Origin of the sequence: Halomonas sp. IOP_14, from assembly GCF_021021315.1 — a bacterium.
GTDB lineage: Bacteria > Pseudomonadota > Gammaproteobacteria > Pseudomonadales > Halomonadaceae > Vreelandella > Vreelandella titanicae.
Window position 1 is genome coordinate 1 of record NZ_JAINWD010000019.1, and the last position, 25,624, is coordinate 25,624.

General features: G+C 54.4%; 27 protein-coding genes. 11 read left to right on the forward strand and 16 right to left on the reverse strand.

The window, feature by feature from the left end; translation table 11 throughout:
• Positions 1-385 precede the first annotated feature (385 nt).
• Both K7H09_RS14125 and K7H09_RS14130 read left to right on the forward strand, forming a co-directional pair.
• Entirely contained in the window at positions 386-1,588 is a 1,203-nt protein-coding gene (locus K7H09_RS14125; protein ID WP_051052152.1) for a DUF898 family protein, read from the forward strand.
• Positions 1,588-2,691 (forward strand): M48 family metallopeptidase, encoded by a 1,104-nt coding sequence (locus K7H09_RS14130; protein WP_009288120.1) that lies wholly within the window; start codon positions 1,588-1,590, stop codon positions 2,689-2,691. The genes K7H09_RS14125 and K7H09_RS14130 overlap by 1 nt, the downstream gene beginning before the upstream one ends.
• Before the next feature lie 42 nt (positions 2,692-2,733).
• On the opposite strand, the gene K7H09_RS14135 is transcribed toward K7H09_RS14130, so the two are convergent.
• Together K7H09_RS14135 and K7H09_RS14140 are read right to left on the reverse strand one after the other, a co-directional pair.
• Positions 2,734-3,042: a hypothetical protein gene (locus K7H09_RS14135; RefSeq protein ID WP_027958153.1), complete on the reverse strand. Its 309-nt coding sequence runs from the start codon at positions 3,040-3,042 to the stop codon at positions 2,734-2,736.
• Between the two features lie 66 nt (positions 3,043-3,108).
• Entirely contained in the window at positions 3,109-4,077 is a 969-nt protein-coding gene (locus K7H09_RS14140; RefSeq protein ID WP_009288119.1) for an alpha/beta hydrolase, read from the reverse strand.
• A gap of 152 nt (positions 4,078-4,229) precedes the next feature.
• Here K7H09_RS14140 and K7H09_RS14145 point away from each other — a divergent pair, with 152 nt between their 5' ends.
• Positions 4,230-5,258 carry an acyltransferase family protein gene (locus K7H09_RS14145; RefSeq protein ID WP_009288118.1) on the forward strand — a complete coding sequence of 343 codons (1,029 nt, stop codon included), beginning with the start codon at positions 4,230-4,232 and terminating at the stop codon, positions 5,256-5,258.
• A gap of 48 nt (positions 5,259-5,306) precedes the next feature.
• On the opposite strand, the gene K7H09_RS14150 is transcribed toward K7H09_RS14145, so the two are convergent.
• On the reverse strand, positions 5,307-5,930 hold the full coding sequence (locus K7H09_RS14150; protein WP_009288117.1) for a hypothetical protein: 624 nt from the start codon (positions 5,928-5,930) through the stop codon (positions 5,307-5,309).
• A 533-nt stretch (positions 5,931-6,463) separates the two neighbouring features.
• On the opposite strand from K7H09_RS14150, the gene glnA reads away from it, so the two are divergent.
• Positions 6,464-7,870, forward strand: a complete 1,407-nt coding sequence (gene glnA, locus K7H09_RS14155) for a glutamate--ammonia ligase (RefSeq protein WP_022520804.1) — start codon at positions 6,464-6,466, stop codon at positions 7,868-7,870.
• Positions 7,871-7,969: 99 nt separating this feature from the next.
• Here the strand turns inward: glnA and K7H09_RS24450 are convergent, their stop codons facing one another.
• Entirely contained in the window at positions 7,970-8,095 is a 126-nt protein-coding gene (locus tag K7H09_RS24450) for a hypothetical protein (RefSeq protein WP_255200397.1), read from the reverse strand.
• Here K7H09_RS24450 and K7H09_RS24550 point away from each other — a divergent pair.
• The 4 genes from K7H09_RS24550 to ntrC all read left to right on the forward strand — a co-directional run bounded on the left by K7H09_RS24550 (position 8,045) and on the right by ntrC (position 11,149).
• A complete protein-coding gene (locus K7H09_RS24550) occupies positions 8,045-8,197 on the forward strand; it encodes a DUF4124 domain-containing protein (RefSeq protein ID WP_223828040.1) in 153 nt (50 codons plus the stop codon). The two genes, K7H09_RS24450 and K7H09_RS24550, sit on opposite strands and share 51 nt — an antisense overlap.
• Positions 8,134-8,418 carry a hypothetical protein gene (locus K7H09_RS14165; protein WP_052475667.1) on the forward strand — a complete coding sequence of 95 codons (285 nt, stop codon included), beginning with the start codon at positions 8,134-8,136 and terminating at the stop codon, positions 8,416-8,418. Before K7H09_RS24550 ends, K7H09_RS14165 begins: the two co-directional genes overlap by 64 nt.
• Positions 8,419-8,666: 248 nt before the next feature.
• Positions 8,667-9,725 (forward strand): nitrogen regulation protein NR(II), encoded by a 1,059-nt coding sequence (glnL, locus tag K7H09_RS14170; RefSeq protein WP_027958155.1) that lies wholly within the window; start codon positions 8,667-8,669, stop codon positions 9,723-9,725.
• A complete protein-coding gene (ntrC, locus tag K7H09_RS14175; protein WP_039860203.1) occupies positions 9,722-11,149 on the forward strand; it encodes a nitrogen regulation protein NR(I) in 1,428 nt (475 codons plus the stop codon). Before glnL ends, ntrC begins: the two co-directional genes overlap by 4 nt.
• Before the next feature lie 326 nt (positions 11,150-11,475).
• Here ntrC and K7H09_RS14180 read toward each other — a convergent pair whose 3' ends face one another.
• From K7H09_RS14180 to K7H09_RS14200, 5 genes are all read right to left on the reverse strand, one after another.
• Positions 11,476-11,649 carry a DUF6435 family protein gene (locus tag K7H09_RS14180; RefSeq protein WP_007111925.1) on the reverse strand — a complete coding sequence of 58 codons (174 nt, stop codon included), beginning with the start codon at positions 11,647-11,649 and terminating at the stop codon, positions 11,476-11,478.
• Positions 11,650-11,737: 88 nt separating this feature from the next.
• Positions 11,738-12,265, reverse strand: coding sequence for a YqiA/YcfP family alpha/beta fold hydrolase (locus K7H09_RS14185; RefSeq protein ID WP_009288115.1), 528 nt, complete (start codon positions 12,263-12,265; stop codon positions 11,738-11,740).
• 5 nt (positions 12,266-12,270) lie between these two features.
• Positions 12,271-12,402: an entericidin A/B family lipoprotein gene (locus K7H09_RS14190; RefSeq protein ID WP_027958157.1), complete on the reverse strand. Its 132-nt coding sequence runs from the start codon at positions 12,400-12,402 to the stop codon at positions 12,271-12,273.
• A gap of 964 nt (positions 12,403-13,366) precedes the next feature.
• Positions 13,367-13,906 carry a phosphatase PAP2 family protein gene (locus K7H09_RS14195; protein ID WP_022520798.1) on the reverse strand — a complete coding sequence of 180 codons (540 nt, stop codon included), beginning with the start codon at positions 13,904-13,906 and terminating at the stop codon, positions 13,367-13,369.
• Complete coding sequence (locus K7H09_RS14200) at positions 13,869-15,032, reverse strand: glycosyltransferase family 4 protein (RefSeq protein ID WP_022520797.1); 1,164 nt, start codon at positions 15,030-15,032, stop codon at positions 13,869-13,871. Before K7H09_RS14200 ends, K7H09_RS14195 begins: the two co-directional genes overlap by 38 nt.
• A gap of 323 nt (positions 15,033-15,355) precedes the next feature.
• On the opposite strand from K7H09_RS14200, the gene K7H09_RS14205 reads away from it, so the two are divergent.
• Together K7H09_RS14205 and K7H09_RS14210 are read left to right on the forward strand one after the other, a co-directional pair.
• Positions 15,356-16,360 (forward strand): porin, encoded by a 1,005-nt coding sequence (locus K7H09_RS14205; protein WP_022520796.1) that lies wholly within the window; start codon positions 15,356-15,358, stop codon positions 16,358-16,360.
• 308 nt (positions 16,361-16,668) lie between these two features.
• The gene (locus K7H09_RS14210) at positions 16,669-18,339 is read left to right on the forward strand and encodes a bifunctional metallophosphatase/5'-nucleotidase (RefSeq protein ID WP_009288113.1); all 1,671 of its coding nucleotides are present in this window, start codon (positions 16,669-16,671) and stop codon (positions 18,337-18,339) included.
• 24 nt (positions 18,340-18,363) lie between these two features.
• Here the strand turns inward: K7H09_RS14210 and K7H09_RS14215 are convergent, their stop codons facing one another.
• From K7H09_RS14215 to K7H09_RS14230, 4 genes are all read right to left on the reverse strand, one after another.
• Positions 18,364-18,732: a DUF1428 domain-containing protein gene (locus K7H09_RS14215; protein WP_022520789.1), complete on the reverse strand. Its 369-nt coding sequence runs from the start codon at positions 18,730-18,732 to the stop codon at positions 18,364-18,366.
• Positions 18,733-18,753: 21 nt separating this feature from the next.
• On the reverse strand, positions 18,754-19,116 hold the full coding sequence (locus K7H09_RS14220; protein ID WP_039860201.1) for a YciI family protein: 363 nt from the start codon (positions 19,114-19,116) through the stop codon (positions 18,754-18,756).
• On the reverse strand, positions 19,113-19,958 hold the full coding sequence (locus K7H09_RS14225; RefSeq protein WP_009288112.1) for a YciI family protein: 846 nt from the start codon (positions 19,956-19,958) through the stop codon (positions 19,113-19,115). Before K7H09_RS14225 ends, K7H09_RS14220 begins: the two co-directional genes overlap by 4 nt.
• Positions 19,959-20,102: 144 nt before the next feature.
• Positions 20,103-21,014, reverse strand: a complete 912-nt coding sequence (locus K7H09_RS14230) for a LysR family transcriptional regulator (RefSeq protein ID WP_009288111.1) — start codon at positions 21,012-21,014, stop codon at positions 20,103-20,105.
• 99 nt (positions 21,015-21,113) lie between these two features.
• Here K7H09_RS14230 and K7H09_RS14235 point away from each other — a divergent pair, with 99 nt between their 5' ends.
• Positions 21,114-22,166, forward strand: a complete 1,053-nt coding sequence (locus K7H09_RS14235) for an aldo/keto reductase (protein WP_009288110.1) — start codon at positions 21,114-21,116, stop codon at positions 22,164-22,166.
• A gap of 7 nt (positions 22,167-22,173) precedes the next feature.
• On the opposite strand, the gene K7H09_RS14240 is transcribed toward K7H09_RS14235, so the two are convergent.
• The 3 genes from K7H09_RS14240 to ugpE all read right to left on the reverse strand — a co-directional run bounded on the left by K7H09_RS14240 (position 22,174) and on the right by ugpE (position 25,402).
• Positions 22,174-23,403 carry an RNA polymerase sigma factor gene (locus K7H09_RS14240; protein WP_039860200.1) on the reverse strand — a complete coding sequence of 410 codons (1,230 nt, stop codon included), beginning with the start codon at positions 23,401-23,403 and terminating at the stop codon, positions 22,174-22,176.
• Between the two features lie 99 nt (positions 23,404-23,502).
• The gene (locus K7H09_RS14245; protein ID WP_039860199.1) at positions 23,503-24,558 is read right to left on the reverse strand and encodes a sn-glycerol-3-phosphate import ATP-binding protein UgpC; all 1,056 of its coding nucleotides are present in this window, start codon (positions 24,556-24,558) and stop codon (positions 23,503-23,505) included.
• Position 24,559: 1 nt separating this feature from the next.
• Positions 24,560-25,402: a sn-glycerol-3-phosphate ABC transporter permease UgpE gene (gene ugpE, locus K7H09_RS14250; protein WP_022520784.1), complete on the reverse strand. Its 843-nt coding sequence runs from the start codon at positions 25,400-25,402 to the stop codon at positions 24,560-24,562.
• Between the last annotated feature and the right edge of the window lie 222 nt (positions 25,403-25,624).

The following is a 25,624-nucleotide window of genomic DNA, read 5'->3' on the forward strand; positions in this document are numbered from 1 at the left end:
GCAGACGAGGAGGAGTCCATATACGCGCTACTCGAAAAGTGCATGATCCGTAATGAGTGGCAATGTGGGTGTTGCCGTTCAGGTCGCTCGGAAAAGCGTGGGAGTTCGAGTCTCCCCATCCACAGTGCGTTTCAAGGCAGTTGTAAAGCTGGCTTAAAGATATGTGCACTTGGCACCGCTGCGCTTGAGGCTTATCACGCCTACTCGAAATGTGCATGAACCGTCATAAGTGGCGAGCATTGAGTCCTTCTGCCGGTTTCTGGTTATCTAATTGCAATTAATGGCAAAGATTACTTAGTTTTTGTGCAGCGTTGAGATATACTTATTTAGCTAGACGTCAAATTAAGCTATATCACTAACGTTAAAAGACATGGATCTTTCCCGCATGGACACTCATCACTTAGCGTCTGAACCGAAAAGCGTGGCCGCTCGTCAAGAGCCCGATAGTCTCTCGCTTTTCTTTCTGGTTTTTAAGACCGGCTTACTCACTATCCTTACTTTGGGGATTTACCGTTTCTGGCAAACGACTCGCATCCGTCAGTATCTTTGGGGCTCTACAAGCGCCAATGATTCTGCCTTGGAGTACACGGGAACAGGGCTTGAGAAGTTTATTGGCTTTCTCATTGCCCTGGTTATCCTGGCGTTGTATCTCGGCGTTTTTCAGATGTTGCTCTTCTACTTCGGCCTTTCGATGTTTAACGTCTCGTCGAGTGCTACTAATCCAACTGAGCAAGCTCGTTATCTGGTTGTTGTGTATATACACATTCTTGCTGTTTTGCCTCTTCTTTTTTATGCCAGTTATCAGAAACGCCGATACATGATGAGTCGAACGCGGTGGTGCGGCATTCGTTTTAGTATGGAAAAAGGCGCTTGGGGGTATGTGATCCGTGCCATCGGCTACAGGTTGCTGACGGTCGTAACATTGGGTGCGCTGGCCCCGCTGGCTACGTTCAAGTTAGAGCAGTATATGGCCGAGCGGAGTTACTATGGTGATGCTCGTATCAAGCAGGGTGGATCTTGGCCGCGTCTCTACTCGTCGCTAACGCATTTGTTTATTGGTATCGTCATTCTCTTGGTATGTTTAGGTATTTTTACATGGGGGTATAACGGTCTCGCGACAGCCCTGCTTTGTGTTGGCGGCGTCTGGGTGGCTATCGGTGTTGTGTATTACCAGGTTAAGAGTTTTGCTTATATGACTTCTCACAAGACGCTAGGCGAGGAGGTTAGCTTTAAGGCTGAGCCGCGCACGGGGGCTATTATCAGGATTTACTTTATTGCAGCTGTCGGGATGGGGGTAATGTCGTTATTTATAATATTTATAATAAGTGTTATGACGGCCATTTTTGATTTTGGTATCTCGTCAGTCACGGTTGGATTCATTGGTGCTGCGCTGAGCTATATCTTTTTATTCTTGCTGTTTCAGGCAATGAAAATGGTGATGATTACTCAGCCTATACTGGGGCATTATGTTCAGACGTTTAGTATCATAAATCCCGAGCCTTTACATCAAATCCAGCAGCGTCAGGCAGATGATGCCGTTGGTGCTGAGGGCGTGGCGGATGCACTCGATGTCGCTGGCGCATTTTAATGTTGCAGGCGCAATTCTTTGACGGCGTGACGGCCTATCGTCATGAGGTGTGCATTTCGGTGTTAGATGACCAGCAGGCGCTGGTCATCCACGCAGAATCGCTAGCTGACCCCGTTCGCTGGGAACTCGCCGATCTTCGTGCTCTTCGTGATAGCTCGAGTACAAAACAGCTGACCTTGACCCGTTATGTCTCGTCTGTTGACGAGAGAGATCCTGCACGGCTTATTGTCACTGATAACGACTTTATTGCTTGGTTGCGTGCCACACAGCCTGATCTTTTCCGCCGTGATGTCCGTAAAAGAACCTGGTTGCGCATGGCAGGATGGGGAACGGGCGCGGTGGTGGCCATTGCGCTGATGCTTTTCGTTATTTTGCCGGGCATGGCCAATATCCTGGCTCAGGCCATTCCTATCGAGCGCGAAGTTGCGTTTGGTAAAGCCGTTACCCAGCAAATCGAATGGGTGCTAAGTAGTTCAAACGCAGGCATGCAGCGCTGCGATTCTCCTGAGGGGGTGGCGGCGCTAGATACGATGCTGGAGAGGCTGACTGCAGGGCGTGATATGCACTACGCCATAGACATTCAGGTTTTCGGTCATTCTGAAGTCAATGCGTTTGCCGCTCCCGGCGGGCAGGTGGTTATTCTGAGTGCATTGCTGGAAGAGGCTGAGTCCCCCGAAGAGGTGGCGGGGGTACTGGCTCATGAAATTGGCCATGTGGAGCGGCGAGACCCAATGCGGCAAGCATTACGGGCGGCGGGGGCTGCGGGGCTGCTTAGCATGGTTTTTGGCGATCTTGCGGGTGCCGCGGTGGTGGGTGAGCATTTGCTTACTGCTTCTTATAGCCGGGAGGCTGAAGTCGAGGCAGACCGTTTTGCTCTCGAAATGCTCGCTACGGCGGAAGTTGATGCAGCTGGGTTTGCAAACTTTTTTACGCGGATCGAGGGGCTGGAGGACGGTGATATTGCTACCCCCGAGCATTTATCTACACACCCTGATTCCAGCTGGCGCGGTACCCAGGCCCAGCAATTAGCTGAAAGCCAAGGCGGTACTACTGCGATTCTAACGCCAGCTGAATGGGCTGCCTTGCAAGCGATCTGCGATTAAAGGCTGTTAACGCTGTATCGCGAACCGCGCCACTCTGCATGCTTATGTTTCGTTGTCACCCCATTTTTCCATGGCGCGTTTGCCATCGGGTACCCGGACGATATGGCCGACTTCCAGCTTGTTGTGGCTTTGATGGCGGCTGCCGTCGGTGTCGATGATGGCGGCGACTTCACCGATGCTGACGGCGTCATCTTCTCGGTAGGCTTCTACTTTAACGCGCACCATGGCGCCTTGGTAGCGTGCGGAAATGATGTCGCCCGGGTCGGGTTGGCTGCTTTGATCCGGGTGTTTTTTAAAGTACTGCATAACACTGGCGCTGCCGGGTTCGTCCCATTCGATATGCTGATGCATCGCTGTCTTCCTTGTCTTGTTGAATGACGTGATGAGTGTAGTTTCAGTGTAGTGCCTTCAATGGGGTTATGTATGCTGTTCATCCTCCGCCCTGTTGGTCTCCACCTCTGGGCTGTTTTCTTGTCCCACGTATTGAAAGAGAAAGTTTAGCGCTGCCGGTAGGCTGGCGCGCCATACTTTCCATGTATGGCCACCGGGGTAGAGGTCGAGGCGCACATCGTTGGGCTGGATGCGTTCCATGGCTTGGCGCAGTATGCGGGCGTGAAATTCTGCATCATAAACGTCGCTACGCCCGGCGCTGATATACAGCGGTACGGGGGAAAGGTCGCCCTCATCTTCGGTACCGCGGGGGGTTACGCGCAGGCGATACTCTTCCAAGTAGTTGGTGTAGTTAAGGTTTTGCCACAGCTCGCGATCAAATCGACCCTGGTCATTGATAAATGAGGGGTGGCGCCAGGCGGTGGAGTTACGCGGCGGCAGGGGGGCGTAGCTGGCGGGGCTTAGCGCGGCTACCGCGGCAAACAGTTCAGGCCGTTCCAGGGCAAAGTTGAGTGCGCCGTAACCGCCAGCGGAATAGCCTGCCACGCCACGCAGGTGGCGCTCTTGTCCCACGCGATAGGTTGCTTCCACATGTGGCATTAGGTCGTTAAAAAATGCGCTGCGGGCGGGTTCGTTGTGGCCATCTACCCACCAACTGCGACTGCCGGGCATAATGAAAACGGCCGGAGGAATATGCCCGGCAGCGATTAACCTATCCGCCACCTGCTGCAAGTTGCCGCGAGAAACCCAGTCGCGGTCAGTGTTAAATGAGCCGTGCAGCATATAAACGACCGGATACGCGTCTGTCGCTTGGGCGTCATAATTGTCGGGTAAATAAATACTGTAGGGGTAGTCGTAACCTAGCGTGGGCGAGAAAAACTGATGGTGTTCAACCTCGCTGGCTAGACTATGGCCACTGAACGTTAGCCAGCCAATAAATGCCGTAAGTAGGGAGTGAAATCGGTACGAGAATACTGGTGGCTTAGGGATGAACACGTTTCCTCCGGGAATTAAAACTGTTCAATGGGGTCGGACAGCGCGAAGGCTTTTATTGTTCATCATAGCCATATAAGACAGTCAGTTAGCATAGTCATTCATCATCGCCATGCAAAATGCCAGGGTAGGAGTAGGTCGAGGCGGGAGGCCCAATGCGCAAAATTGAAGAGATCTATTGGTTGCGTGCTTACGGCTGTATAGCCGTTTTTTTGTTTCACTTACTAGATCATGTCAATCAGCGCCTCGATAATGTTGCCACCGATTTGATGCGCATACCGCTGGTGTTGGGTACCCCGATTTTCCTGTTTATTGCGGTCTTTGTGTTTGCCGTTCGCTACGATAAATCCGTGCCGGAAGGATTCCTTGCCCAGCGCGTGAAGTATGTAATGGTGCCCTATTTTGTGTATGGCTTTATTTATTCGACGGCTGAATGGCTAAGCCAACAGCCATCGGATGAACCGGTGGGGTTCGTGGCCAACGCCATTGAGTATTATGTGTACGCGGGCTGGCATGGCTATTTTTTGATTATTGCGATGCAGTTTTATGTGGCCTATTGGCTGTTTACCCGTTGGCAGCTGTGGCGTTTGAACCCGGTGCCGTGGCTGTGGGGCGCTTGTGTGATCAGCATGGCGTATTGGGGGTTGGCTTACTGGTTTGAGGTTGACCTGCCCGGCTATCTGCTGTGGATTGCTCCACTGGGTTGGATCTATGTGTTTTTTCTTGCCCTGGTGCTGGTGCGCTACTACCCGCTACCCCCTGAGAGCGTGATGCTGGCGCGGCCTGCCTGGATGCAGCAAATGGCCCGCCCGGTCTGGTTGGTGCTAATGGTGGCGCTGATTATTGCCGCGACCTTTGCAGGTTGGCTGGCCTTCTCTTCCAAAGAGGTGTGGGTCATTCCTTTCTTCGTGCTGTTCACGCTGTGTGCCATGCGCTACTTGGCCGGGCGTCCTGCGCCTTTGTGGGTGCGCCACATTAATGCGTATTCGTTTGGCATTTACTTGGCTCACCCCATGTTCTTTGTGCTCGCTGATCTGGCTGTCGAGCCGTTGTCGTTGCCCATTGGCGTGTATGCACTGGCGCTTATGGCGGTTGGTGTGGTGGGGTCAGTGGGGCTTAATAAGCTCGCCAATACCACGACACTGGGCGCCATGCTGTTCGGCAAGCGATTAAAGGTAAGCTAGTCAGAGAGTGGCGGTGGATGGTATCTGTGGATAGCGGCAGAAAACGCATTATAGGCGTGGAGTGAAAGCCGTAGCCGGGGGGTTAGGTAGAAAAGGGTTTTCTGGCTCTTTCGTTAGTCTAAGCAGGTTTCCGTTGTAGGTTTTTAAACGCGTAGGGCAGGCGTGTAAACGTTGCAGAAAATCGTCGATCGCGCTGTTATCGTCCAGCTCAGGGTCAAACCCACCCAAGCGTTCTAGCCAGGCTCGCCTCACGGCAATGTAGGGCGGCAAAAGTAAAGCACTGGCCAATAAGCGCCGCAGGATGCGTTCCGACAGCGATGGCCGGGTGAGGCCAATAATCAAGGCGTCAAGGGTGTAAGTGTTGAGCTGTGAATAGAGTGCACACCAAAGCTCCGCAGGCAGTGGTTTTTTCTGTAGCGCAATGATGAGCCACTCTGCTTGGCTGGTAAACGCGGCTTTATTCAAGCGAGCCCCCAGCGGCCTTGATGGTGTAATCAGCGAATGAGCATGGTAGCGCTGTTCAATAGCACTCAGGCGTGCTTGCGCTTGAGTGGCTGTCACCAAAATGGGCAGCAAGTGGTCGGCGACACCGGATTCACGTATGGATTTTAAGTGGCGTGGCAACATTTCACCCGTCACCATGGCATCAACGATAAAGCAGACCGATCCCATTTGCCGACTCCGATTGTGAGCAAATCTATCAAATTGTAATTTATTGTAGTATCTGGTTTATTTGCGTAGCAAGTAAAAAAATTTGCGAGCTAAAAAACAGCGCTAAGTATGACTTGTGCACTTTGATGGGGCGCGCGGCATTATTTTTGTTCTATTTTGGTGCATAAGAGGTTTTTTAGACGGTTCAGAATAGCCTGTTGCGCCGTTATGCGTCATCAAGAGGCATTTGAAGCCATTTTTTAATGTTTATAAAACAGATAGTTGTTGTTTTTTTATGCCATATTGGTGCAGTGTTGGCATGTTCTCTGCATTGTATTTGCAAGCGGCTAGCGGGCCGTAGGCATAAGCCCTGCGGCGTGCTAAAACGATAGCCGGTCTGAAATGCTCGCTGAGCGATTTGTTAACCAATGTCAGGCAAACGTTGAGCGAACAAGAATGACAAACGTGCGGTTTAGCACGTATTTTGTCGAACAACACTTTTATCGGTAGCTTACTGTCGTTAGCTTTAAGCCACGCTCATACCGGAGGACACTATGTCAGCCAAGACTCTCGCGCTAATTGAAGAACACGATGTTAAATGGGTAGACCTGCGTTTCACCGACACTCGCGGTAAAGAACAGCACGTGACCGTGCCTGCGCGCGATGTAGACGAAGAATTCTTCGAGAATGGCCAAATGTTCGATGGCTCTTCTATTGAAGGTTGGAAGGGCATTAACGAATCCGACATGATTCTGCGCCCGGAAGATGGTACGGGCTACCTTGACCCCTTCACCGAAGATGCGACGCTGGTGCTGCGCTGTGACATCATCGAGCCGGCCACTATGCAGGGCTATGATCGTGACCCGCGCTCTATCGCTAAGCGCGCAGAAGCTTACCTGCAGTCTACTGGCCTGGGCGACACCGCGTTCTTCGGTCCTGAGCCTGAATTCTTTATCTTTGACGAAGTGCATTGGAAGTCTGATATCCAGGGCTCCATGTACAAAATCACCTCCGACGAAGGCGCTTGGGCAACCGACAGTGTCGTGGAAGGCGGCAACCTTGGCCACCGTCCGCGCGTTAAAGGCGGCTACTTCCCGGTTCCTCCGGTCGATAGCTTCCACGATATTCGTGGCGCAATGTGTAATACCCTGGAAGCGATTGGTCAGACCGTCGAGGTACACCACCACGAGGTTTCCAACGCAGGTCAGAACGAAATCGGCGTTAAGTTCAACACGCTGGTGAAGAAAGCTGACGAAGTTCAGGAAATGAAGTACGTGATCCACAACGTGGCCCACGCGTATGGCAAAACGGCCACCTTTATGCCGAAGCCGCTGGTCGGTGATAACGGTTCGGGTATGCACGTTCACCAGTCGTTCTGGAAAGATGGCAACAACCAGTTCGCCGGTGACGAGTACGCTGGTCTGTCTGAAATGGCGCTTTTCTACATCGGCGGCATCATCAAGCACGCCCGTGCCCTGAACGCCTTTACTAACGCTTCTACCAACTCGTACAAGCGTCTGGTGCCTGGCTTTGAAGCGCCGGTCATGCTGGCCTACAGTGCCCGCAACCGTTCGGCTTCAATCCGTATTCCTTACACCGCCAGCCCGAAAGGCAAGCGTGTGGAAGCGCGCTTCCCTGATCCGACTGCCAACCCTTACCTGGCGTTCTCTGCCATGTTGATGGCGGGTATCGACGGTATCAAAAACAAGATCCACCCTGGCGATGCCATGGACAAAAACCTGTACGACCTGCCGCCAGAAGAAGGCAAGTCAGTACCGACTGTGGCGCACAGCCTGGATCAAGCACTGGAAGCCCTCGACGCTGACCGTGCGTTCTTGACCGAAGGTGGCGTATTCACCGACGAAATGATCGATGCCTACATTGACCTCAAGATGGAAGAAGTGGAGCGTATTCGTATGACCACTCACCCCATCGAGTTTGATATGTACTATAGCTGTTAAGTACAGCTGCGAATCAGCGTTACTCGCCCTTGGCTGTTACTATCAGCCAGGCGGTGGTAACAATGATTGCCAATAGAACCCCGCTACGGCGGGGTTTTTTTATTGCTGGGAGGCTGAGAAGCGTGCCAGAGGGGCGATGAGCAGTGTGCTGGTAGCTCTCTTGGGCGTGGGGGAGTGGGTGGCACGGCGTTCGGGCAGGCGGTGTATCGGGTGACCGATCAGCACGGCAACGTTACCTTTACCGATAACCCAAGCAGCCCTTTATGCCCTGCGACCACTTTTCCATCGCTCTGCCCCAGCAAGGCGCACAGGTGGAAGAGGGGATGACCGTGGTGGAGGTGGTTATTGCGCCACCGTTGCGCGACGACAATCAGGTACGGCTGTTGGTGAATGGCGAGATTAGCCAGAAAGCGCTGCACAGCGATGTCTTCTGGTTAACGGGCCTGCCGCAAGGGGGCACGAGATCCAGGCAGAATGCTGGAGAGCAGCCAGCGTTTACAGCACCGCACGGCAGCGGTGACGATTACGGTTCCTTAAGAGCGCTTTAATAAACGCGATCAAAAAAACAGCCCTAAGTATTACCTACCAAAACCTGGGCGCACTAAAGTGGTGCATGAGCAGGAGCATTTGGCACGGCAAGTGCGCTAAAACGATTCGCGCTCTTTCGCTGCGATGCCCGCAAGCCGTGCAAATGGACATAAACGTATAGTTGGCGCGCTTTTTGCAGCTCCCTCATTGATCATCCACCTGTAGGTCTGTATCGGCGATGGAAGACGCGATTTTTCAGGACACCACCATGCATCAGCGTTTGCTTGAGCATCTCACCACAGCGGTATTGCTGCTAGACGGCGAACTGCGTGTGCGATGGATGAACCCTGCCGCTGAAGCGTTGTTAGCGGTCAGCCTTAGCCGTGTTCACGGCATCAGCCTGGATACGCTACTTGGCGGGGATGTAAGCATTGACGAAGTATTGGCCAAGGCGCGGGATGCGTTTCACCCCTATACCCAGCGTGAAGCACGCATTACCCCGTTGAATAGCGAACCGCTCACGGTGGACTACACGGTGACGCCCTTATCCGACGATGAGCTGCTACTGGAAGTAGAGCCGCGGGATCGGCTGATGCAGATCTCCCGGGAAGAGGCGCTAACCACACGCCAGGAGACCATCAAGGTGCTCGCCCGCGGGCTCGCCCATGAAGTCAAAAACCCGCTGGGTGGCATTCGCGGGGCAGCACAGCTACTAGAGCGTGATCTAGACGACCCGGCGCTGCGCGAATATACCCATATCATTGTTGAAGAGGTGGATCGGCTGCGCGACCTGGTCGACTCCATGCTCGGCCCTAACCGGATGCTTAAACACGAGCCAGTCAACATCCACAAGGTGCTGGAGCGAGTGCGGGCGCTGCTGATTGCCGAACACCCTAGTGTGACAATCAGCCGTGATTACGACCCCAGTTTGCCCGACCTTTCCGGCGATGAATCGCAAATGATTCAGGCGGTGCTCAATGTGGCGCGCAATGCGGTACAGGCCATGAGCGATGCACAAACGCCGGAGCCCACTTTAATACTACGCACCCGCGCCCGTCGCCAGTTTACGCTTGGCGCCGAACGTCACCGGCTGGTCAGTGAAGTCGCCGTGATCGATAACGGCCCCGGCATTCCCGATACGCTGCAGGAAACACTGTTTTACCCCATGGTGTCGGGACGCGCGGAAGGCAGCGGCCTTGGGCTCTCTATTGCCCAGTCGATTTTGCACCAGCATCAAGGATTGATTGAATGCGATTCACGTCCTGGACACACCGAATTTCGTTTACTGATTCCCATGGTTATTAATTTCACCGGAGAAGCGTCATGACTGAGGCTGCACGTAATGATGTTGCGCGGGTGGTCATTGTCGATGATGACCGCGCTATCCGCTGGGTGTTGGAGCGCGCCTTGGCGCAACCCGACCTTGACGTTGAGTGTATCGAGCGCGCCGACGTTGCCCTGACACGCTTGTTGGAAAACCCACCCGACGTGCTGGTCACCGATATTCGTATGCCGGGTATCGACGGGCTGGATCTAATGTCCCGGGTACGCGAAGCGCATCCTGACCTGCCGGTGATCGTGATGACCGCGCACTCCGACCTGGACAGCGCCGTGGCCTCGTACCAGGGCGGGGCATTTGAATACCTGCCCAAGCCGTTCGATGTTGACGAGGCCCTGGCGCTGGTGCGCCGCGCCGTGGCCCACGCCCGTGAACGCCAGCGTCCGGTGACTGTGCCGGAAGGCTTGAACGCCGAAATTATCGGCGAAGCCCCCGCCATGCAGGAGGTGTTCCGCGCCATTGGTCGCCTCTCTCACTCCCACATCACGGTGTTGATTAATGGGGAGTCGGGTACCGGCAAAGAGCGCGTTGCCCAGGCGCTCCATCAGCACAGCCCTCGTGAGGGCAAGCCGTTTATTGCCCTCAATATGGCGGCGATTCCCCGTGATTTGATTGAGTCTGAGCTGTTTGGTCACGAGAAGGGTGCGTTTACAGGGGCGACCCAGCAGCGCCAGGGGCGGTTTGAGCAAGCCAACGGCGGTACGCTATTTTTAGACGAAATAGGCGATATGCCCGCTGAAACCCAAACGCGGCTACTGCGCGTGCTGGCCGATGGAGAGTTCTATCGCGTTGGCGGGCATACGCCGGTCAAAGTGGATGTGCGCATTATTGCTGCCACCCACCAAAACCTAGAAGTGTTGGTGGATGACGGCCGCTTCCGGGAGGATTTGTTCCACCGCCTGAACGTGATCCGTATTCACCTGCCCAAGCTTGCCGAGCGCCGCGAAGATATCCCTCGTTTAACGCGGCACTTTTTAGCTGAAGCGGCGAAAGAGCTGACGACCGATATCAAGGTGCTGACCAGTGAAGCGGAAGCCCACCTAACGCGCTTGCCGTGGCCCGGTAACGTGCGGCAGTTAGAAAATATCTGCCGTTGGCTCACCGTGATGGCATCAGGGCGTGAAATTCTGGTTGAAGATCTACCGCCGGAGCTGCGTTCACCCAGCGCTTCTGAAAGCAGCGCCCACGGCGATTGGCGCACGGCGTTTCGTGACTGGGCGGATCATGCCCTGGCCGAAGGCCATACCCATCTACTGGAAGAAGCGGTGCCCGATTTTGAGCGGATTCTGATTGAGACAGCGCTAAAACATACTGGCGGGCGCAAAGGTGAAGCCGCCGAGCTGCTGGGCTGGGGGCGCAATACGCTCACGCGTAAACTGAAAACACTGCTACCGGCACTCGCTGACGAGTAAACGTTAGGAGCCTGTCTGGCTTAACACTGATCTACTGCGAATCCCGGTATTTTGGCCAACTTTATTCGATCGATTTCGTTAAATAGCACGCTATTCGCCTCAATCGATCGATAAATTTGGCTCAAAATTCGTGCTTCTCGCGACGATCGGCCAAGCCAGACAGGCTCCTAGTCGCCAGCGAGTATATATACCGCATCGGCTAGGGTGGTGGGGTTGGGCAAAGTGCAGTCGCTACTGGTGAGTGGCTGCTCATCCTGCCACCACTACCCTGGGCTTGGGTAGGCTGCCGAAGTGACGCTGGGCAGCAACAGCGTTGTCTATGGCAGTTATTGTGTCGCTTCAATGCGCCTGATCTCGGCAAGTAACGCTTCTGCTTCTTCAGTAAGCGTGGCATTGGCACGCATATCGCCATTGCGTGAAGCCTCCATAGCGGCTTGTAGTTTGCGCTCATACTCTTGTTGAAGCTTCTTTTTGGGGTCGCGCTTAAACATACCTAACATGAGCAATCTCCTCGCTATCGATGTTTTTTGTACACTATTTGTATAGGATTGAGGTGCTCGTGTCGAATGTTTGCTTTAACTAGCCTTGCTAATCGTAGGGATTAGGCGCGGCGCACTGGCATAAGAAGCGCTCAAAATCACATAAAATAGTTTCCAGGCTCGCGTGCAGGCGGTGATCGTCGTCAACCATCCGCAGCGATAGGCGCTGAAGACGAGCACGTTCGATCACCGATTCAGGGGCAACCACATCATCCCGCCAGCCGTGAATAATATGGGTGTGCTGCGCCTGAATAACCGGTGACGTTTCCGGGTAGTCGGCAAGCCCCAATGCAGGCGCCAGCAGAAAGCATCCCAACACCGGCTGCTGAGCGCTAACCGTCGCGCTTAACCAGCCTCCCAAGCTTGAGCCTGCCAGCACACACTGGGCAGGGTCGTCACCGCGCTCGGCTAATACTCCCAGCAGATGTTGAAGGCGCTGCTGTGGCTCTGCTATGCCTCGGTAGTCCATGACCACGGGCTCACAGTCATCCAGCTTTTGCGCAACACCTTTCATTGCCTGGGTTTTCAGTGCGCCTGGCCCGCTCTCAAGGCCATGGGATAGATAAACAGTCATCATAACGGTTAGCTCGCTGCACGCTGGATAGCTTCGCCACCCTGTTGAAGGTCTTCACCCGCACCGCGAATGGTATTACAGCCACTGACCAGCATCAGGGTCACCACCATCACGAAGCCGAGGGCGATAGTGCGTTTCATAAAAGCCTCCTTCGAAGGCATACCGTTAGTGAAAGGAGTAGAAAGCAAAAATACCCTCTGTCGTGACGATACGCTACGGTTTTCAATACGTTTAAACACAAGGAAGCATAGCAGTGTGCCTCGAAACCGTATGTTTATGTCGCATGTGCCACTTCTATACATGAAAAATAGAGGTGGAGAGTGCTTTGCCATTCACTTTTTATTGTTTTAAGTAGTTGTTTTTTAATGTTTATATTCGTTATTGGCATGGTTTGGCTCATTGCCTGCAGTTACTAAGTAGAATCCAGCAAGAAACCAAGTAAATACTCGCAAATGAATAAAGTAAGTCATTTTTAAATTCAGTCACTTAACGCTAGTCGAGTTAACATTTTTCACCAGTAACTGAGTGAGTGGGCTAACAGCAAAATGGAAGGCAGGAAGCCGAAAAATGAACAGGATGTTTAAGGGACAATTAGCCCACTCACTGGTTGCAGCGTAAGGAGGCGCTGTTCATCAAACCAGGGAGCGGACCGATGCGAATCAACCATCTCATGCAAGTGAGGTGGTTTTTTCGCATGTGTGATTTAAATAATCATTTGATAGATAAGTACTTTCTATAAGGCTCTGGTTTTTGCACAGCTTTTGTACAGAAAAAAGTGTGATTTTGGTCTATCCTTCGATGAAACCAAAATGCAGCGGTTAGAAAACGTCAACGTAACGACCGCGCACGATCAGGGACAAGATTATGGCGATGGCATTGATGTTATGCATGTTTGTTTTGTTCTTAGGGTTTTCAGGCGTGGGCGTGTATATGATGCTTAAGACATCGTTTACGGCCAGTATTGATGAACGCGATGACATGCCGCCCGACGTTTAACTATCTGCCTTGAAAGTAAAACGCCCGCTTATGCGGGCGTTTTTGCGCTGGTGTCTATCACGCGGCTGTCCATCAAAGGGTTGTCCATTGGGGGGGGCAGGACGCGCTTTACCCCATCCAATACAGGCTGGCCAAGGCAAAAGCGTAGCCCATCGCTGCCCCTGCCAGTACATCGCTGACATAGTGCAGCCCTAAGCCTACCCGTGAGACCGCTATTAGAAGCGTTAATGGCAATACCACCGGTAGTAGCCAGGGCGTGTGGGCGGCGACCAAGACGCTAAACATCACCGCGTGCATGGTGTGGCCGCTGGGAAAACTGTAACGGTCGCGGGCAGGTTCACAGCACTCGATGCCTTCACTATAGGTAATGAAGGGTCGTTCACGGCATAAGCGAGTTTTCACCAGTCGATAAACCGCCACGGCAAATAGAGCGATAACGCTGTACTGCAGTACGCGCCAGGCGCCATTGGGTTGAAGCCAGGGCTGGGCGAGAATCAGCAGCACCCAAATAGGCCAATCGCCTAAGCGGCTGGCGGCCTGAAGCGTGATTCGCCAGGGGCGGTAGATCGATAGCCGCGCAATGCGCTGGCAGAACTGCCACTCCAGCAGGTCAAGACGATCGAATACGACAAGCGGACGCGGGCGCATGATGAGCCTCCTGGGCTTGGTGTAAGTAACGCAAAAACTGCTCGGCAATACCTGTCCAACTCTGCTCAAGGGCGCGTAAACGCGCTACTCGGCCTAAACGAGCGTAGTCAGCTGGGTGTTGGCACAACTCAACTGCTGCCTGTTGAAAAGCGGTGCTATTGCCAGCGGGTACGGTGACACCGTTGTGGCCGCTGCTAATGAGCTCAGCGCTGGCTGCATGATCATAGGCCACCACGGCTAAGCCGCTGGCCATGGCTTCCGCCACCACATTGCCCCAGGTTTCTGAAAGCGAGGGGAAAATAAACAGGTCGGCGCTGGCATAGTGGCGAGCAAGCGATCCCTGCCCCACAAAGCCGGTGAAGTGGGCGTCGGGCAGCGCCTTTTCCAACTGTGCCCGTGCGGGGCCATCGCCGACGATCACTTGGGCGATATCGGGCCGCACCTCACGCATGGCTTGAAGGCTTTCATGGAGCAAGGTGAGATTTTTTTCTGCGGCTAGTCGGCCAACGTAAAGGGCCACCGGCTGATGCTCGCTAACTCCCCAGCGTTCGCGTAATGAAGGGTCACGGTGGGCAGGTGAAAAGCGCTCGCCATCCAGCCCGCGTGACAGCACATGAACCCCCCGAATCCCTTGACGCTGCAGTGCTTTAGCCTGCTGATGAGTAGGCACTAACGTTAGGTCACAGCCGTTATGGAAGTAGCGCAGGTAGCGGCGTGTGGTCGAGGCCAGCCAATTGACGCCATAATCTTCACAGTAGTGGTCAAAGTTGGTGTGCCAGCCCGCTACCAGGGGGATATTGAGTTGCCGTGCCGCTTGGCGTGCCGCCCAGCCGAGAGGGCCTTGGGTCGCTACATAGATGATATCGGGGCGATGTTGGCGCCAAAAGCGGCGCAGTGTAACGGGCCTAACCAGCCCTACCTGCACATCGGTGTAGCCAGGTAGGGCAAGGCGCTGCACCTGTAGCTCGCGGTTAATACCGGTTGCATTACCCGCAGATCGTGGCCGAGGGCGGATCACATCCACCGGCACTCCTTGCCGGTTAAGTTCATAGCTTAACCGGCTCAGCGTATGGGCAACGCCATTGATGTCCGGTGACCATGTCTCACTAACGATGCAGAGCCGCATGAGCGATTCATCCCTTTATCACGTTTTCGTACAGTGTGGGTGGGGTGAATGACACTGCCGAGACAAACAGGTGAATAAGTGATGACACGCTTAAATAAATAGGCTAGTAGACAAAGTGCTACAGCCATCTGTTCTAATATCAGTTCAATGTTAAATTTGGATGGCAGTTTTATTTAATAGCGCATAAAAAAATAAGTTCCCAAAAAATAAAACTTTAAGATTAATGAAACATAACTCCTTTAAGGTTCCCTGTGTTGAGGCGTTATTCGTCCTTCATTGTGCCTTCGCAAGCGCAAGCATTAACTACTTCAATGGGAACGATCATGTTTAAAAAAACGACACTGGCCCTAGCCGTTAGCGGTTTATTGGCAGCCTCTGCAGCACAAGCAGCAACCGTTTATGACCAAGACGGTACCGATCTCGAAATCTATGGTCGCATCGCTATGGGTCTTGAAGGCGGTGGTGTTGACAACGGTGTTGATAACGGCGAAGAGTTCCGTAATTTCGGCTCGCGTTTACGGATTACCGCTGGCCACCAGATTTCCTCTGACCTGCGTGCATTCGCCCGTGTAGAGTGGCGTTTTACGGGTGATGAGCGTAATACATCCTCTGGTTTCGATGAGGTACGTAACAGCTACCTAGGCCTGGAAAGCCAGCAGTTCGGTACCTTTATGGCCGGGAACTACAACAGTTTCTACGATAACTACGTGATGACGCCGTTCGATGTTTACGTTGAGCGCGGCTACGAGTTTGCGGGTGGTGGTACCCAGGCACGCGGCGACTCTATTGGCTATAAAACGCCTAAAATGAGTGGTTTTCAGGCGGTTATTTCTGCCAAGCACTTCTCTGAGCGTGGTTTGACTGAAGCCGAGCAGACTTCCGAAGGATCCGTTATCGCCACTCAGGGTGGTGTTGTCTACGAAACAGGCCCAGCTCGTTTAGCGCTTGGCTATGTGGAAGATACGGTACGTGGTGGCGGTAACGGTGAAGTGCGTTATGGCGCTACGGGCGAGTTTGCTGTTACAGATGCTTTCGCTGCTCGTGTAGGTTATGAAACCCGCGGTGATGACGATGTTAACGGTGGTGGTTTCGATAAAATCGGCGTTGGTGCTACGTACGCCATCGATTCCTGGAAGTTCTTCGCCGATTACTACAACATCGACGTAGACGGCGCTAGCGATGAGCGTAACGCTTGGGCGCTAGGGTCAATGTACAAGCTGTCTAGCAATTTCGATATGTTCCTTGAGCTGAACGATCGTAACCTGGATGCTGTTAATGACTTCGAAGAAGATATGTACTACGCATTAGGCGCTCGCTATCACTTCTAATTAATAGAGTGATGTTAGCGGTAGTGTTGCATTAGTTTTTTGCATTAGTTCTTTAGCTTTTAGTTAGCTCGCATGTTTCGATCTTTACCGGTGTGGATAATTCCACACCGGTTTTTAGCGTTTTTATATTTTATGCTTTACTTGCCTGCCTTAAAAGAGGCGCTCTTTTTCTCGGTGAGTTATTCCTCTCAATATAAATTTAGGGAGAGGGGGGTAAGGCAATACTTTTACCATGGAGACGAAATGTCGCTGGTAGGCTATCTTTGCTGCTAAAGTGTCTGAACACTGTTATGAAAGGAGTCATTTAAATGCGTTTTCACCGCTATGGCTTGGCGCTAGGGACAGCGCTATTTGCCACCGTTCCTCCTGCCTTTGCTGATAACTACACCCTGACGCTATTTCACACCAACGATCTACATGGGCGTACCGATCAGTACCCCTATCTAATTACCACGCTGAACGAGGCGCAGGAGCGCTTTGGCGAAGGGTTGCTGCTGGATGCCGGTGATATCTTTACAGGCACGCTCTACTTCACAGAGTTTCAAGGCCAGGATGCCCTCGAATTTATGAATTTAATGGGCTACGACGCCTTTGTGCCCGGCAACCATGAGTTCGATTTGGGTGACCCGGAACAGGGGCACCAAGCGCTAGCGGCGTTTTTCGCAGGCGCCGAGTTTCCTATTTTAGGGGCGAATCTGGACTTCTCCGCAGGCCCGGAGTTTGCTGACATGTTGGGTGATTCAGTCAGCGCTGAGCCGCAGGCGGGGACGCTTTATGACGGCATGATCGTTGAGCATAACGGCGAGCCAATCGGCATCTTTGGGTTAAACACTCAGGACAGTGAGACGATTTCCAGCCCTGGCCACGTCACCATCAGCGATTATCGCCAAGCGGCTGAAGCCATGGTGGCAAGCTTTGAAGAGCAGGGCGTTAACAAGATTATTGCCCTTACCCACTTGGGCTACGACAGTGACCCCAGCGTAGGTAATGACCTGCTGCTGGCAGAGCATGTCGAAGGCATCGACATTATTATTGGTGGCCACAGCCATACTCAAGTGTCGCCCCCCAGGCTGCTGAGCGAGAGCCGCACTGGTGAGAAGCTCCCATCACCGACGGTGATTGGCCAGGCAGGCGAGTATGGCCAGCACCTGGGCGTTATGCAGGTCACCTTCGACGAGAACGGTGTGGTGGTGGATGCCAGCGGTGAACTGCTCGCTGCCGACGATCGCGAAGCGGACGCTGATGCCGCCAAGCGGCTTGAATCCTACACCGCTGAGATTGAGACACTGCGCGATACCCAGGTCGGCGCCAAGGTAATCTCCACGCTACCCAACCCGCGCCATGGGCGTGGCGATGAACGGAGCGTGCGTGCCAATGAAACAGCGCTGGGCAATTTAATCGCCGATGCCCAGTTGCATGCTGCGCAGCAGGTGGCACCCGACACGGTTATGGCGATTCAGAATAGCGGCGGCATCCGTGAAGCGATTGAGAGTGGGGATGTGTCTGTGGGTGATTTGATCGCCGTGCAGCCATTTGGCAATCGCCTGACGCTGCTTGATGTCACCGGCGCCGAGCTGCTGGAAACCTTCGAGATCGCCCTGGCTAATGCACCCGGCGAAGACGGCGGTTTTCTGCAGGTGTCGGCAGGCGTAGAGTTGATATACGACAGCGGTGAGCCGTCGGGCGAGCGGCTGGTTAGCCTAAGCGTTGCCCAGGAAGGCGCAATGCAGGCGATTGACCCCGAGCGTACTTACACCATCGCCACCAATAACTTTACCGCTGCTGGCGGCGACGGTCATACGGTACTTGGCGCTGCCTATGAAGATGGGCGCAACACCATCGTCGGCAATACGGATTGGGAGATGCTGCGCGACTATATGGTGGAACGTAAAGAGGTGTTCTACCAGGTGGAAGGGCGGATTACTGATGTAGCTCAAGAAGGTGTGGTGCCAGAGGATGTGGCCCAGGAAGCGTCGTAGTGAGTTCCGGGCCACGGGTAGCGCTTACTCATCAATGATGCTTTCAAAGCCGCCAAAGATGAGCCGCTTGCCATCAAAGGGCATCGGGTTAACGTCCATCTGCAAGCGCGGGTCTTGCATGACTTTCGGCATGGCCTCATCGCGCACGCTGCGCGATGGCCACTCTATCCAGGAAAAGATGATGCTTTCGTCATCCTTGCGCTTGACCGCCATGGTGAAGGAGGTCACTTCCCCTTCGGGGACATCGTCTCCCCAGCACTCCACGACCCGCAGTGCGCCGTGTTCCTTGAAAACAACGGCCGCGGCACGGGCATGCTCAATAAACTCATCTTTATTAGCGCTGGGCACGGCAGCGACGAAACCATCTACATAAGGGTGTGTAAGCTTGCTCATGGCTGTTCTCCTATTACTGTTTTATTCTGCTTTAGGGGGGAGTTCTCGAACGGGGCGTATCTCAATGCTGCCCAGCCGGGCTGGTGGAATACGGCTAGCCAGCTGCAGTGCTTCATTCAAGTCGTGGGCTTCGAGCATGTAGAAACCGGCCAACTGCTCCTTGGTTTCCGCAAAGGGGCCATCGGAGATTAACGTCTCGCCATCGCGTACGCGCACGGTGGTGGCGGTCTCCGTCGGTTGTAACGGCTGCCCGGCCAGGTAGTGGCCGCTGGCGCTCAGGCGCTCAACCCCAGCAATACACTCCTGGTTGAGGTCGTGCCACTCCTGTTCGCTCATGGCGTTGATAATCTGTTCCTGGTAATAGACCAGCGCAACGTACTTCATGGGGAGTCTCCTTCTGTGGCCAAGGGGCAGTTGTCTGACGGAACGTTTACCATCCAGCCGACGCCAAAACGATCTACCGTCATGCCGAACCCTGGTGACCAGAAGGTCGCTTCGAACGGCATGATCATCTTTCCACCTTCCGCTAGTTGAGCAAAGGTTCGTGCGGCCTGCTCGATATCCTGATACTCCAATTGAACCTCTATCCCTTGCGGTGGTGTATAGCAGTCAGCCGCCATATCGGCACCCATCAAGCGGCGTCCACGCAGGTTCAGTGAGGCATGGATGATGCGGTCATGAAGGTCGGGCGGCGTGTGTTCAGCGGCGGGTGTGTCAGCATAGGTCAACAGGCACTCCAAATGCCCTCCGGTGACATCGGCATAGAACTGCATGGCCTCCCGACAGGTGCCGGGAAAGGCAACGTGCACGTTCATGGCATCCGGTATACGAGCAAGGTTACGGTGCTGCTCAATTCCGGCACCGGGCTCAAAATCCTCCAGCGAGAAGTAGCGCCGTAATTCAAGGGTCACGTTGCCATCGGCATCCTGGGTGGGCCACTGCTGGGCCCACTCAATGGCCGCCTGCAGGGAAGGGGCTTCGAGCACACTATAGCCAGCAATACGCTCACTGGCTGGAGACAAAGGCCCGGGGATGATGGTGGGCTCACCGTTTTTGAAACGGATCAGACACCCGTCACTGGTCGGATGTAAGCCATCGCCGCTCAAAAACACGCCTGCCTCGGTCATGCGCTGGTTATAAGCAGCCATGGCGGCAAACATTTCTTGGGATGGCATAGCACCATTCTCGGTGTTGGCATCGGCACGGCGTATCAGCATGAATTTCATTGAGAGCCTCCTGGTTGTTCAGGGTAGTGACTCTCTGTAGTCGTTTGACGTGCTCACGGATCGACACAGCCTAGATATTATTTTTGGTAATCGGAATATCTGGTTGATTTCCTTCTGCTATCGGATGCAGGTTAAATGATCTTATTACGTAGCAACGACTTTCCGACGGCGCGCCATGACATGATCGAGAAACGCCCGAAGTTGCGGAGTGACTAGTCGGTTGCCTGGGTAGTAGAGGTAGAACCCTGGCTCCCTTGGACACCAAGACTCCAGCACCTCAACGGCATCGCCGGCCGATAGCAAGCCCCTCACCTCCGGCTCAAGGAAATAACCAATACCAAGTCCATCCTTGACCGCACGCAGTCGCGTTGCCACATCGTTGGTACACAGCGGGCCGGTCACAGCCACCCGAACGGACTGACCTTCGCACTCGAATTCCCAATGGAACAGATGTCCTCCGCTGGGCCAGCGCATATTGATACAGGTGTGTTCCTTCAAAGCAGCGGGATGCTCCGGTGTCCCTGCCCGAGCCAGATAGAGCGGCGATGCCACCGCAATCCAACGTAGCGGCTCGCTCATTGGCACTCCCACCATATCCTGTTCCAGGCTCTCACCGAGCCGCAGTCCGGCATCACACTCACTAGCCACCACATTTTCCAAACGATCAGAGACGACGATCTCGACTTCAATTCCAGGGTAAGTCTCGGCAAAGCTAGCCAGATGTGGTGCCAGCGCATAAGCAGCCCCAGCGCGCGACGCATTGATCCGCAACCGTCCGCCAAGCTCGTCCTGTTGCTCCAGCAACTGCGCTTGAGCCGCTGAAATCTCCTTCAGAGCGGGCCGAACTCGCTCATACAACTGTTGGCCCGCCTCCGTTGGCCGCGTGGTTCGAGTGGTTCGGTTCAAAAGGCGCTGTCCTAAGCGTGCCTCTAACCGCTGGATCGTCTGGCTGAGTGCCGAGGGCGAAACACCGAGCCATCCCGCCGCTCGTGCGAAATTGCCATGTTCAACGATTGCCACGAAGGCACCCAATTCCGCCACATCGCTACCTTTCATTGTTCATTTCAGCTTCATAGTCCATGAATATATCGGTGTATTCTGTCAGTTTAAGAACAAGCCCACCATTGCGGAAACCAACAGCTTAGGGAGAATCCCATGCAGCTCGACCATTACCGCTTGCTGGGCCGTTCTGGCCTGAAAATATCGCCTATGGCGCTAGGCACCATGACTTTCGGCACGAAATGGAGCTTCGGCGCCGACGAGTCGACCTCCCGCGCGCTCTTTGATCGCTACGTCGATCACGGCGGCAACTTCATTGATACGGCGAATTACTATACGGGTGGCACTTCCGAGTCCTTTGTCGGCCGTTTCGCCCAGGGGAAACGGGATCGCCTGGTCATTGCCACAAAATACACCTTGCCGATGCGCGGTGATGACCCCAACTCTGGAGGCAACAGCCGACGTAGCATGGTTCGTTCGGTAGAAGACAGCCTGACGCGCCTGGGCAGCGACTATATCGACCTGCTGTATCTGCACGCCTGGGATTTCACCACTCCCGTGGAAGAGATTCTGCGCGCCATGGATGATTTGGTGGCAGCAGGAAAGGTCGTTTATCTGGGGCTGTCGGATATCCCTTCCTGGCAGGCTTCACGGATGCAGGCTATCGCCGATCTCCGGGGCTGGTCGCCAATGGTTGCAATGCAGCTGGAATACAATCTGATTGAGCGCAGCGTGGAAGGTGACTTGGTTCCGATGGCGCGTGAAATGGGGATGGGTATCATGCCCTGGTCACCGCTGGCGAGTGGACTCCTGACGGGGAAGTACAATCGTGCTGCACTCGTACCCGAAAACGTGGTCAGCGGCAGCCGTGCCGCCATCGTGACCGAGGCGGGGCCCGTCCCCGAACGCAGCTTTCGCATTATTGACGAAGTGAAACAGGTCGCTACGGAACAAAATACATCACCTGCCACTGTGGCTTTAGCATGGCTGCTCACCCGTCCTGGTATGGCTGCACCGCTCATTGGAGCGCGATCGATAAGTCAGCTTGAAGCCAATCTGGCTGCACTCGAACTGGAACTGACAGGTGACCAATTGGCACGGCTCGACGAGGTCAGCGCGGTGCCTTTAGGATTTCCCCATGAGTACCTGCGGCGCCCGACGGTTCAGGCAAATATCTATGGCGACATGTCGATCTCTATGCGGGGCTAACGAATGTTTATGGAGCTGGCTCTAGTTCGTTTAACCGCTTTAGCAAAAAGCGTTTTTCTGGATCCAGGGTGACCAATAGTAGCGCCTGTTGATAGGCGCTGCGCGCGGCCTCATGCTGGCCTTGGCGACGCAGTAAATCCGCTTTGGCGGCATGAAATAGATAATAGCGGTTGATTTGCGGGTGTTGAGCGATGTCGTCGAGTAACTTCAGGCCGGTATCGGGTGCACCATTCATGGCAATGGCGACCGCACGGTTCAGCGCCAGGATGGGTGATGGAAAACGTCGGCAGAGGGCGTCGTAGAGCCTGACGATGCGCCCCCAATCAGTCAGCTCGGCGCGGCTAGCCTGGGCATGTACGGCGGCAATCGACGCCTGAAGGGTGTAGTACCCGGTGGGGGTGAGCGCCAGCGCCTGTTCCAGCCATGCAATGCCGGTCTGGATATCCTCTTGGCGCCATAGGCGTCTGTCCTGAGCATCCAGGGTGACCAGTTCCCCGTCGCTATCCTGACGCGCATCCCGGCGGGCATCATTAAGCAGCATTAAGGCCATCAGCCCAAATACCTCCCCCTGGGGCAGTAGCCGTGCCAGCTCATTGCCCAGTCGCATGGCTTCTTTTGTTAGGCTGATATCGACCACGCTGGCGCCCGTGCTGCGCGAGTAGCCTTCGTTGAAGACCAGATAGATGACTTGGAGCACATCGGGTAAACGCTCGGGCAGCTCTTCCTGGGTAGGCACGGCATAAGGGATATGCGCATCGCGAATTTTGCGTTTGGCTCGTACGATACGCTGTGCCAGCGTCGTAGGCTTCATCAGTAGCGCGCTGGCTACTTGCTCAGTGGTCAAACCGCACATCTCGCGAAGCGTCAGGGCAATCCGTGCTTCCATGCTCAAACTTGGGTGGCAGCAGGTGAATAGCAGCCGCAAGGCGTCATCTTCGATGGTGGTGGGCTCAAGATCCAGCGCTTCATCTGTGGGTAATAGCAAGTGAGCCCGACGGCGAGCAGTACTGCGTTGGCGAATTTGGTCTATTCCGCAGTGGTAGCCGGTGCGAATTAGCCATGCCGTGGGGTTGTCAGGTTTGCCGTTAACCGGCCACTGTTGAACCGCCGCCACAAAGGCATCCTGCATGGCTTCTTCGGCTAGTTCAAAATCCCCCAGCAGGCGTATCAGCGTCGCCTGCACGCGCCGGGAGTGCTCACGATACAGGTCATCGACGTATGAAGGTTCAGTACTCATCAAGGGAGATCCGTAAGCTTTATCTCAAACGTAGCGCATGGTTTCTCCGTTGACTTGTTTTTCTTGTTTTTCTTGTTTTGTCTTTCGGGGGATAGGTATTCAATCCCCGGTGCGTTTTCCCGTGGCGCTGTTGAAAGGATGCAGAGCGTCGCGGGTCACAAAAAATCGCAGGGTTTCGCCTTCGGCAACGGGCGGCTGCCCCGAAACGCGGATGACTGTAGGCTGGTCGCTATCGGCGAGGGTCACATATAGGTGGCTTTCGGCCCCCGCGGCTTCAAACAGCGCCAGCGTTGAGTCGACAATTAGGTGAGGCGCGGTCGGCGGCGTTAGATGCATATCATCCGGTCGAATGCCGACGACATCGGTGCCGTCGGGCAGGTTATCCAGCAGGCCATTGGCGCCTTGTTCGTTCAAGTAATCCACCGGCAGCATGTTCATGGCGGGGGAGCCGATAAACCCGGCCACAAACATGCTGGCGGGGCGGGCGTAGATATCCATGGGTGTGCCCACTTGCTCAATCTGCCCGGCGTTAAGAACCACTAAACGGTCACCCAGTGTCATGGCTTCCAGCTGGTCGTGGGTCACATACAGGCTGGTAGTCTTCAGGCGCCGCTGCAGCTGTTTGATCTCCACGCGCATCTGCACGCGCAGTTTGGCATCCAGGTTGGAAAGTGGCTCATCGAATAGAAAGGCTGCCGGGTCGCGCACCAACGCGCGGCCCATGGCGACGCGCTGGCGCTGACCACCAGAGAGCTTGCGCGGTTTGCGCTCCAGAAACTCTTCGATCTCGAGCATTTTGGCGGCAATTCGCACGCGCTTTTCAATGTCTTCTTTGTTAAACCCGCGGTTCTTGAGGCCGTAAGCTAGGTTGTTGTACACCGTCATATGCGGGTAGAGCGCGTAGTTCTGGAACACCATGGCGATATCGCGCTCGGCGGGCTCTAGCTTATTGACCACCCGGTCACCGATTTTGAGCGTGCCTTCGGTAATGGTTTCAAGCCCCGCCACCATGCGGAGTAGGGTAGATTTGCCGCAGCCGGAAGGCCCCACCAGCACCACAAACTCGCCATCTTCAATCTGTAAGTCGATGCCTTTGACGGCATGAACATCGCCGCTATAGGTTTTCTTTAGCCCTTCCAAGGTAATGCTGGCCATCTTATTTCTCCGTCTCGGTCAGGCCTTTCACAAATAGGCGTTGCATAAACAGAATCACTAATACAGGCGGCAGCGCTGCCATGACCACCGCGGCCATCACTAATTGCCACTGTGGGTTCTCTTCAGAAGTCATGCGCTGAATGCCCATTACGATGGTGTAATAATCAGGGTCGGTAGTGATAATTAACGGCCAGAGGTACTGGTTCCAGCCGTAGATAAACATGATCACAAACAGCGCGGCGATATTGGTCACCGACAGCGGCATTAAGATGTCTTTAAAAAACTTCAGTGGCCCGGCGCCATCGACTCGGGCGGCTTCGAGCATCTCTTCGGGAATGGTCATAAAGAACTGGCGGAACAAGAAGGTTGCGGTAGCCGAGGCAATCAGCGGGATCGATAGCCCGGCAAAGCTATTGAGCATTTTAAGATCCGCAACGACCTGAAAAGTCGGAATAATGCGCACTTCCACCGGCAGCATCAACGTGACGAAGATCACCCAGAAGAAGAACATCCGGAAGCGGAAACGGAAGTAGACGATGGCAAAGGCGGAAAGCAGCGAAATAGACAGCTTACCCACTGTGATCGCCATGGCCATTATAAAACTGTTCCACAGCATCAGGGCGGCCGGCGGTGCGCCGGCATTGGAGACGCCCGACTGCCACATGCGCGTGTAGTTTTCGATCCCGTGGCCACCGGGCAGCAGTGGCAGCGTACCCTGCAGCAAACCCGATAGGGAATGGGTAGAGGCGATGATCGCGACATACACCGGAAAAACCACCAGCGCGACACCAGAGATCAAAACAATATGGGCTATCAGGTTAGCCCAAGGGCGGTTTTCAACCATTAACGTTCTCCCAAAGGCTAGGGCCTGTTGACGTTTCATCGCGAACCGCGATTTGTGGGGCAACCCGTAGGGCTGGGCCCGTTTTTACCCGCGGCGGCGTTAGTCGTCGTTCATTTGGAATCACCAAACCTCTCTCCTCCTGCCTTGCCGCGAATAAAAACGGGCTCCAGCGCGGCCGTGAGTGAAACCTCAACAGGCCCTAGTAGTTGACGCGGCGCTCAA

Coding starts and splice junctions, on each gene's coding strand:
- K7H09_RS14210 (WP_009288113.1), top strand. CDS start 16,669: ATGCGTTTTCACCGCTATGGCTTGGCGCTAGGGACAGCGCTATTTGCC.
- K7H09_RS14195 (WP_022520798.1), bottom strand. CDS start 13,906: ATGCGCCCGCGTCCGCTTGTCGTATTCGATCGTCTTGACCTGCTGGAG.
- ugpE (WP_022520784.1), bottom strand. CDS start 25,402: ATGGTTGAAAACCGCCCTTGGGCTAACCTGATAGCCCATATTGTTTTG.
- K7H09_RS14165 (WP_052475667.1), top strand. CDS start 8,134: ATGCCCTGCGACCACTTTTCCATCGCTCTGCCCCAGCAAGGCGCACAG.
- K7H09_RS14235 (WP_009288110.1), top strand. CDS start 21,114: ATGCAGCTCGACCATTACCGCTTGCTGGGCCGTTCTGGCCTGAAAATA.
- ntrC (WP_039860203.1), top strand. CDS start 9,722: ATGACTGAGGCTGCACGTAATGATGTTGCGCGGGTGGTCATTGTCGAT.
- K7H09_RS14145 (WP_009288118.1), top strand. CDS start 4,230: ATGCGCAAAATTGAAGAGATCTATTGGTTGCGTGCTTACGGCTGTATA.
- K7H09_RS14225 (WP_009288112.1), bottom strand. CDS start 19,958: ATGAAATTCATGCTGATACGCCGTGCCGATGCCAACACCGAGAATGGT.
- K7H09_RS14215 (WP_022520789.1), bottom strand. CDS start 18,732: ATGAGCAAGCTTACACACCCTTATGTAGATGGTTTCGTCGCTGCCGTG.
- glnA (WP_022520804.1), top strand. CDS start 6,464: ATGTCAGCCAAGACTCTCGCGCTAATTGAAGAACACGATGTTAAATGG.
- K7H09_RS14200 (WP_022520797.1), bottom strand. CDS start 15,032: ATGCGGCTCTGCATCGTTAGTGAGACATGGTCACCGGACATCAATGGC.
- K7H09_RS14220 (WP_039860201.1), bottom strand. CDS start 19,116: ATGAAGTACGTTGCGCTGGTCTATTACCAGGAACAGATTATCAACGCC.
- K7H09_RS14185 (WP_009288115.1), bottom strand. CDS start 12,265: ATGATGACTGTTTATCTATCCCATGGCCTTGAGAGCGGGCCAGGCGCA.
- K7H09_RS14125 (WP_051052152.1), top strand. CDS start 386: ATGGACACTCATCACTTAGCGTCTGAACCGAAAAGCGTGGCCGCTCGT.
- K7H09_RS14130 (WP_009288120.1), top strand. CDS start 1,588: ATGTTGCAGGCGCAATTCTTTGACGGCGTGACGGCCTATCGTCATGAG.
- K7H09_RS14150 (WP_009288117.1), bottom strand. CDS start 5,930: ATGGGATCGGTCTGCTTTATCGTTGATGCCATGGTGACGGGTGAAATG.
- K7H09_RS14205 (WP_022520796.1), top strand. CDS start 15,356: ATGTTTAAAAAAACGACACTGGCCCTAGCCGTTAGCGGTTTATTGGCA.
- glnL (WP_027958155.1), top strand. CDS start 8,667: ATGCATCAGCGTTTGCTTGAGCATCTCACCACAGCGGTATTGCTGCTA.
- K7H09_RS14245 (WP_039860199.1), bottom strand. CDS start 24,558: ATGGCCAGCATTACCTTGGAAGGGCTAAAGAAAACCTATAGCGGCGAT.
- K7H09_RS14230 (WP_009288111.1), bottom strand. CDS start 21,014: ATGAAAGGTAGCGATGTGGCGGAATTGGGTGCCTTCGTGGCAATCGTT.
- K7H09_RS14240 (WP_039860200.1), bottom strand. CDS start 23,403: ATGAGTACTGAACCTTCATACGTCGATGACCTGTATCGTGAGCACTCC.
- K7H09_RS14135 (WP_027958153.1), bottom strand. CDS start 3,042: ATGCATCAGCATATCGAATGGGACGAACCCGGCAGCGCCAGTGTTATG.
- K7H09_RS14180 (WP_007111925.1), bottom strand. CDS start 11,649: ATGTTAGGTATGTTTAAGCGCGACCCCAAAAAGAAGCTTCAACAAGAG.
- K7H09_RS14190 (WP_027958157.1), bottom strand. CDS start 12,402: ATGAAACGCACTATCGCCCTCGGCTTCGTGATGGTGGTGACCCTGATG.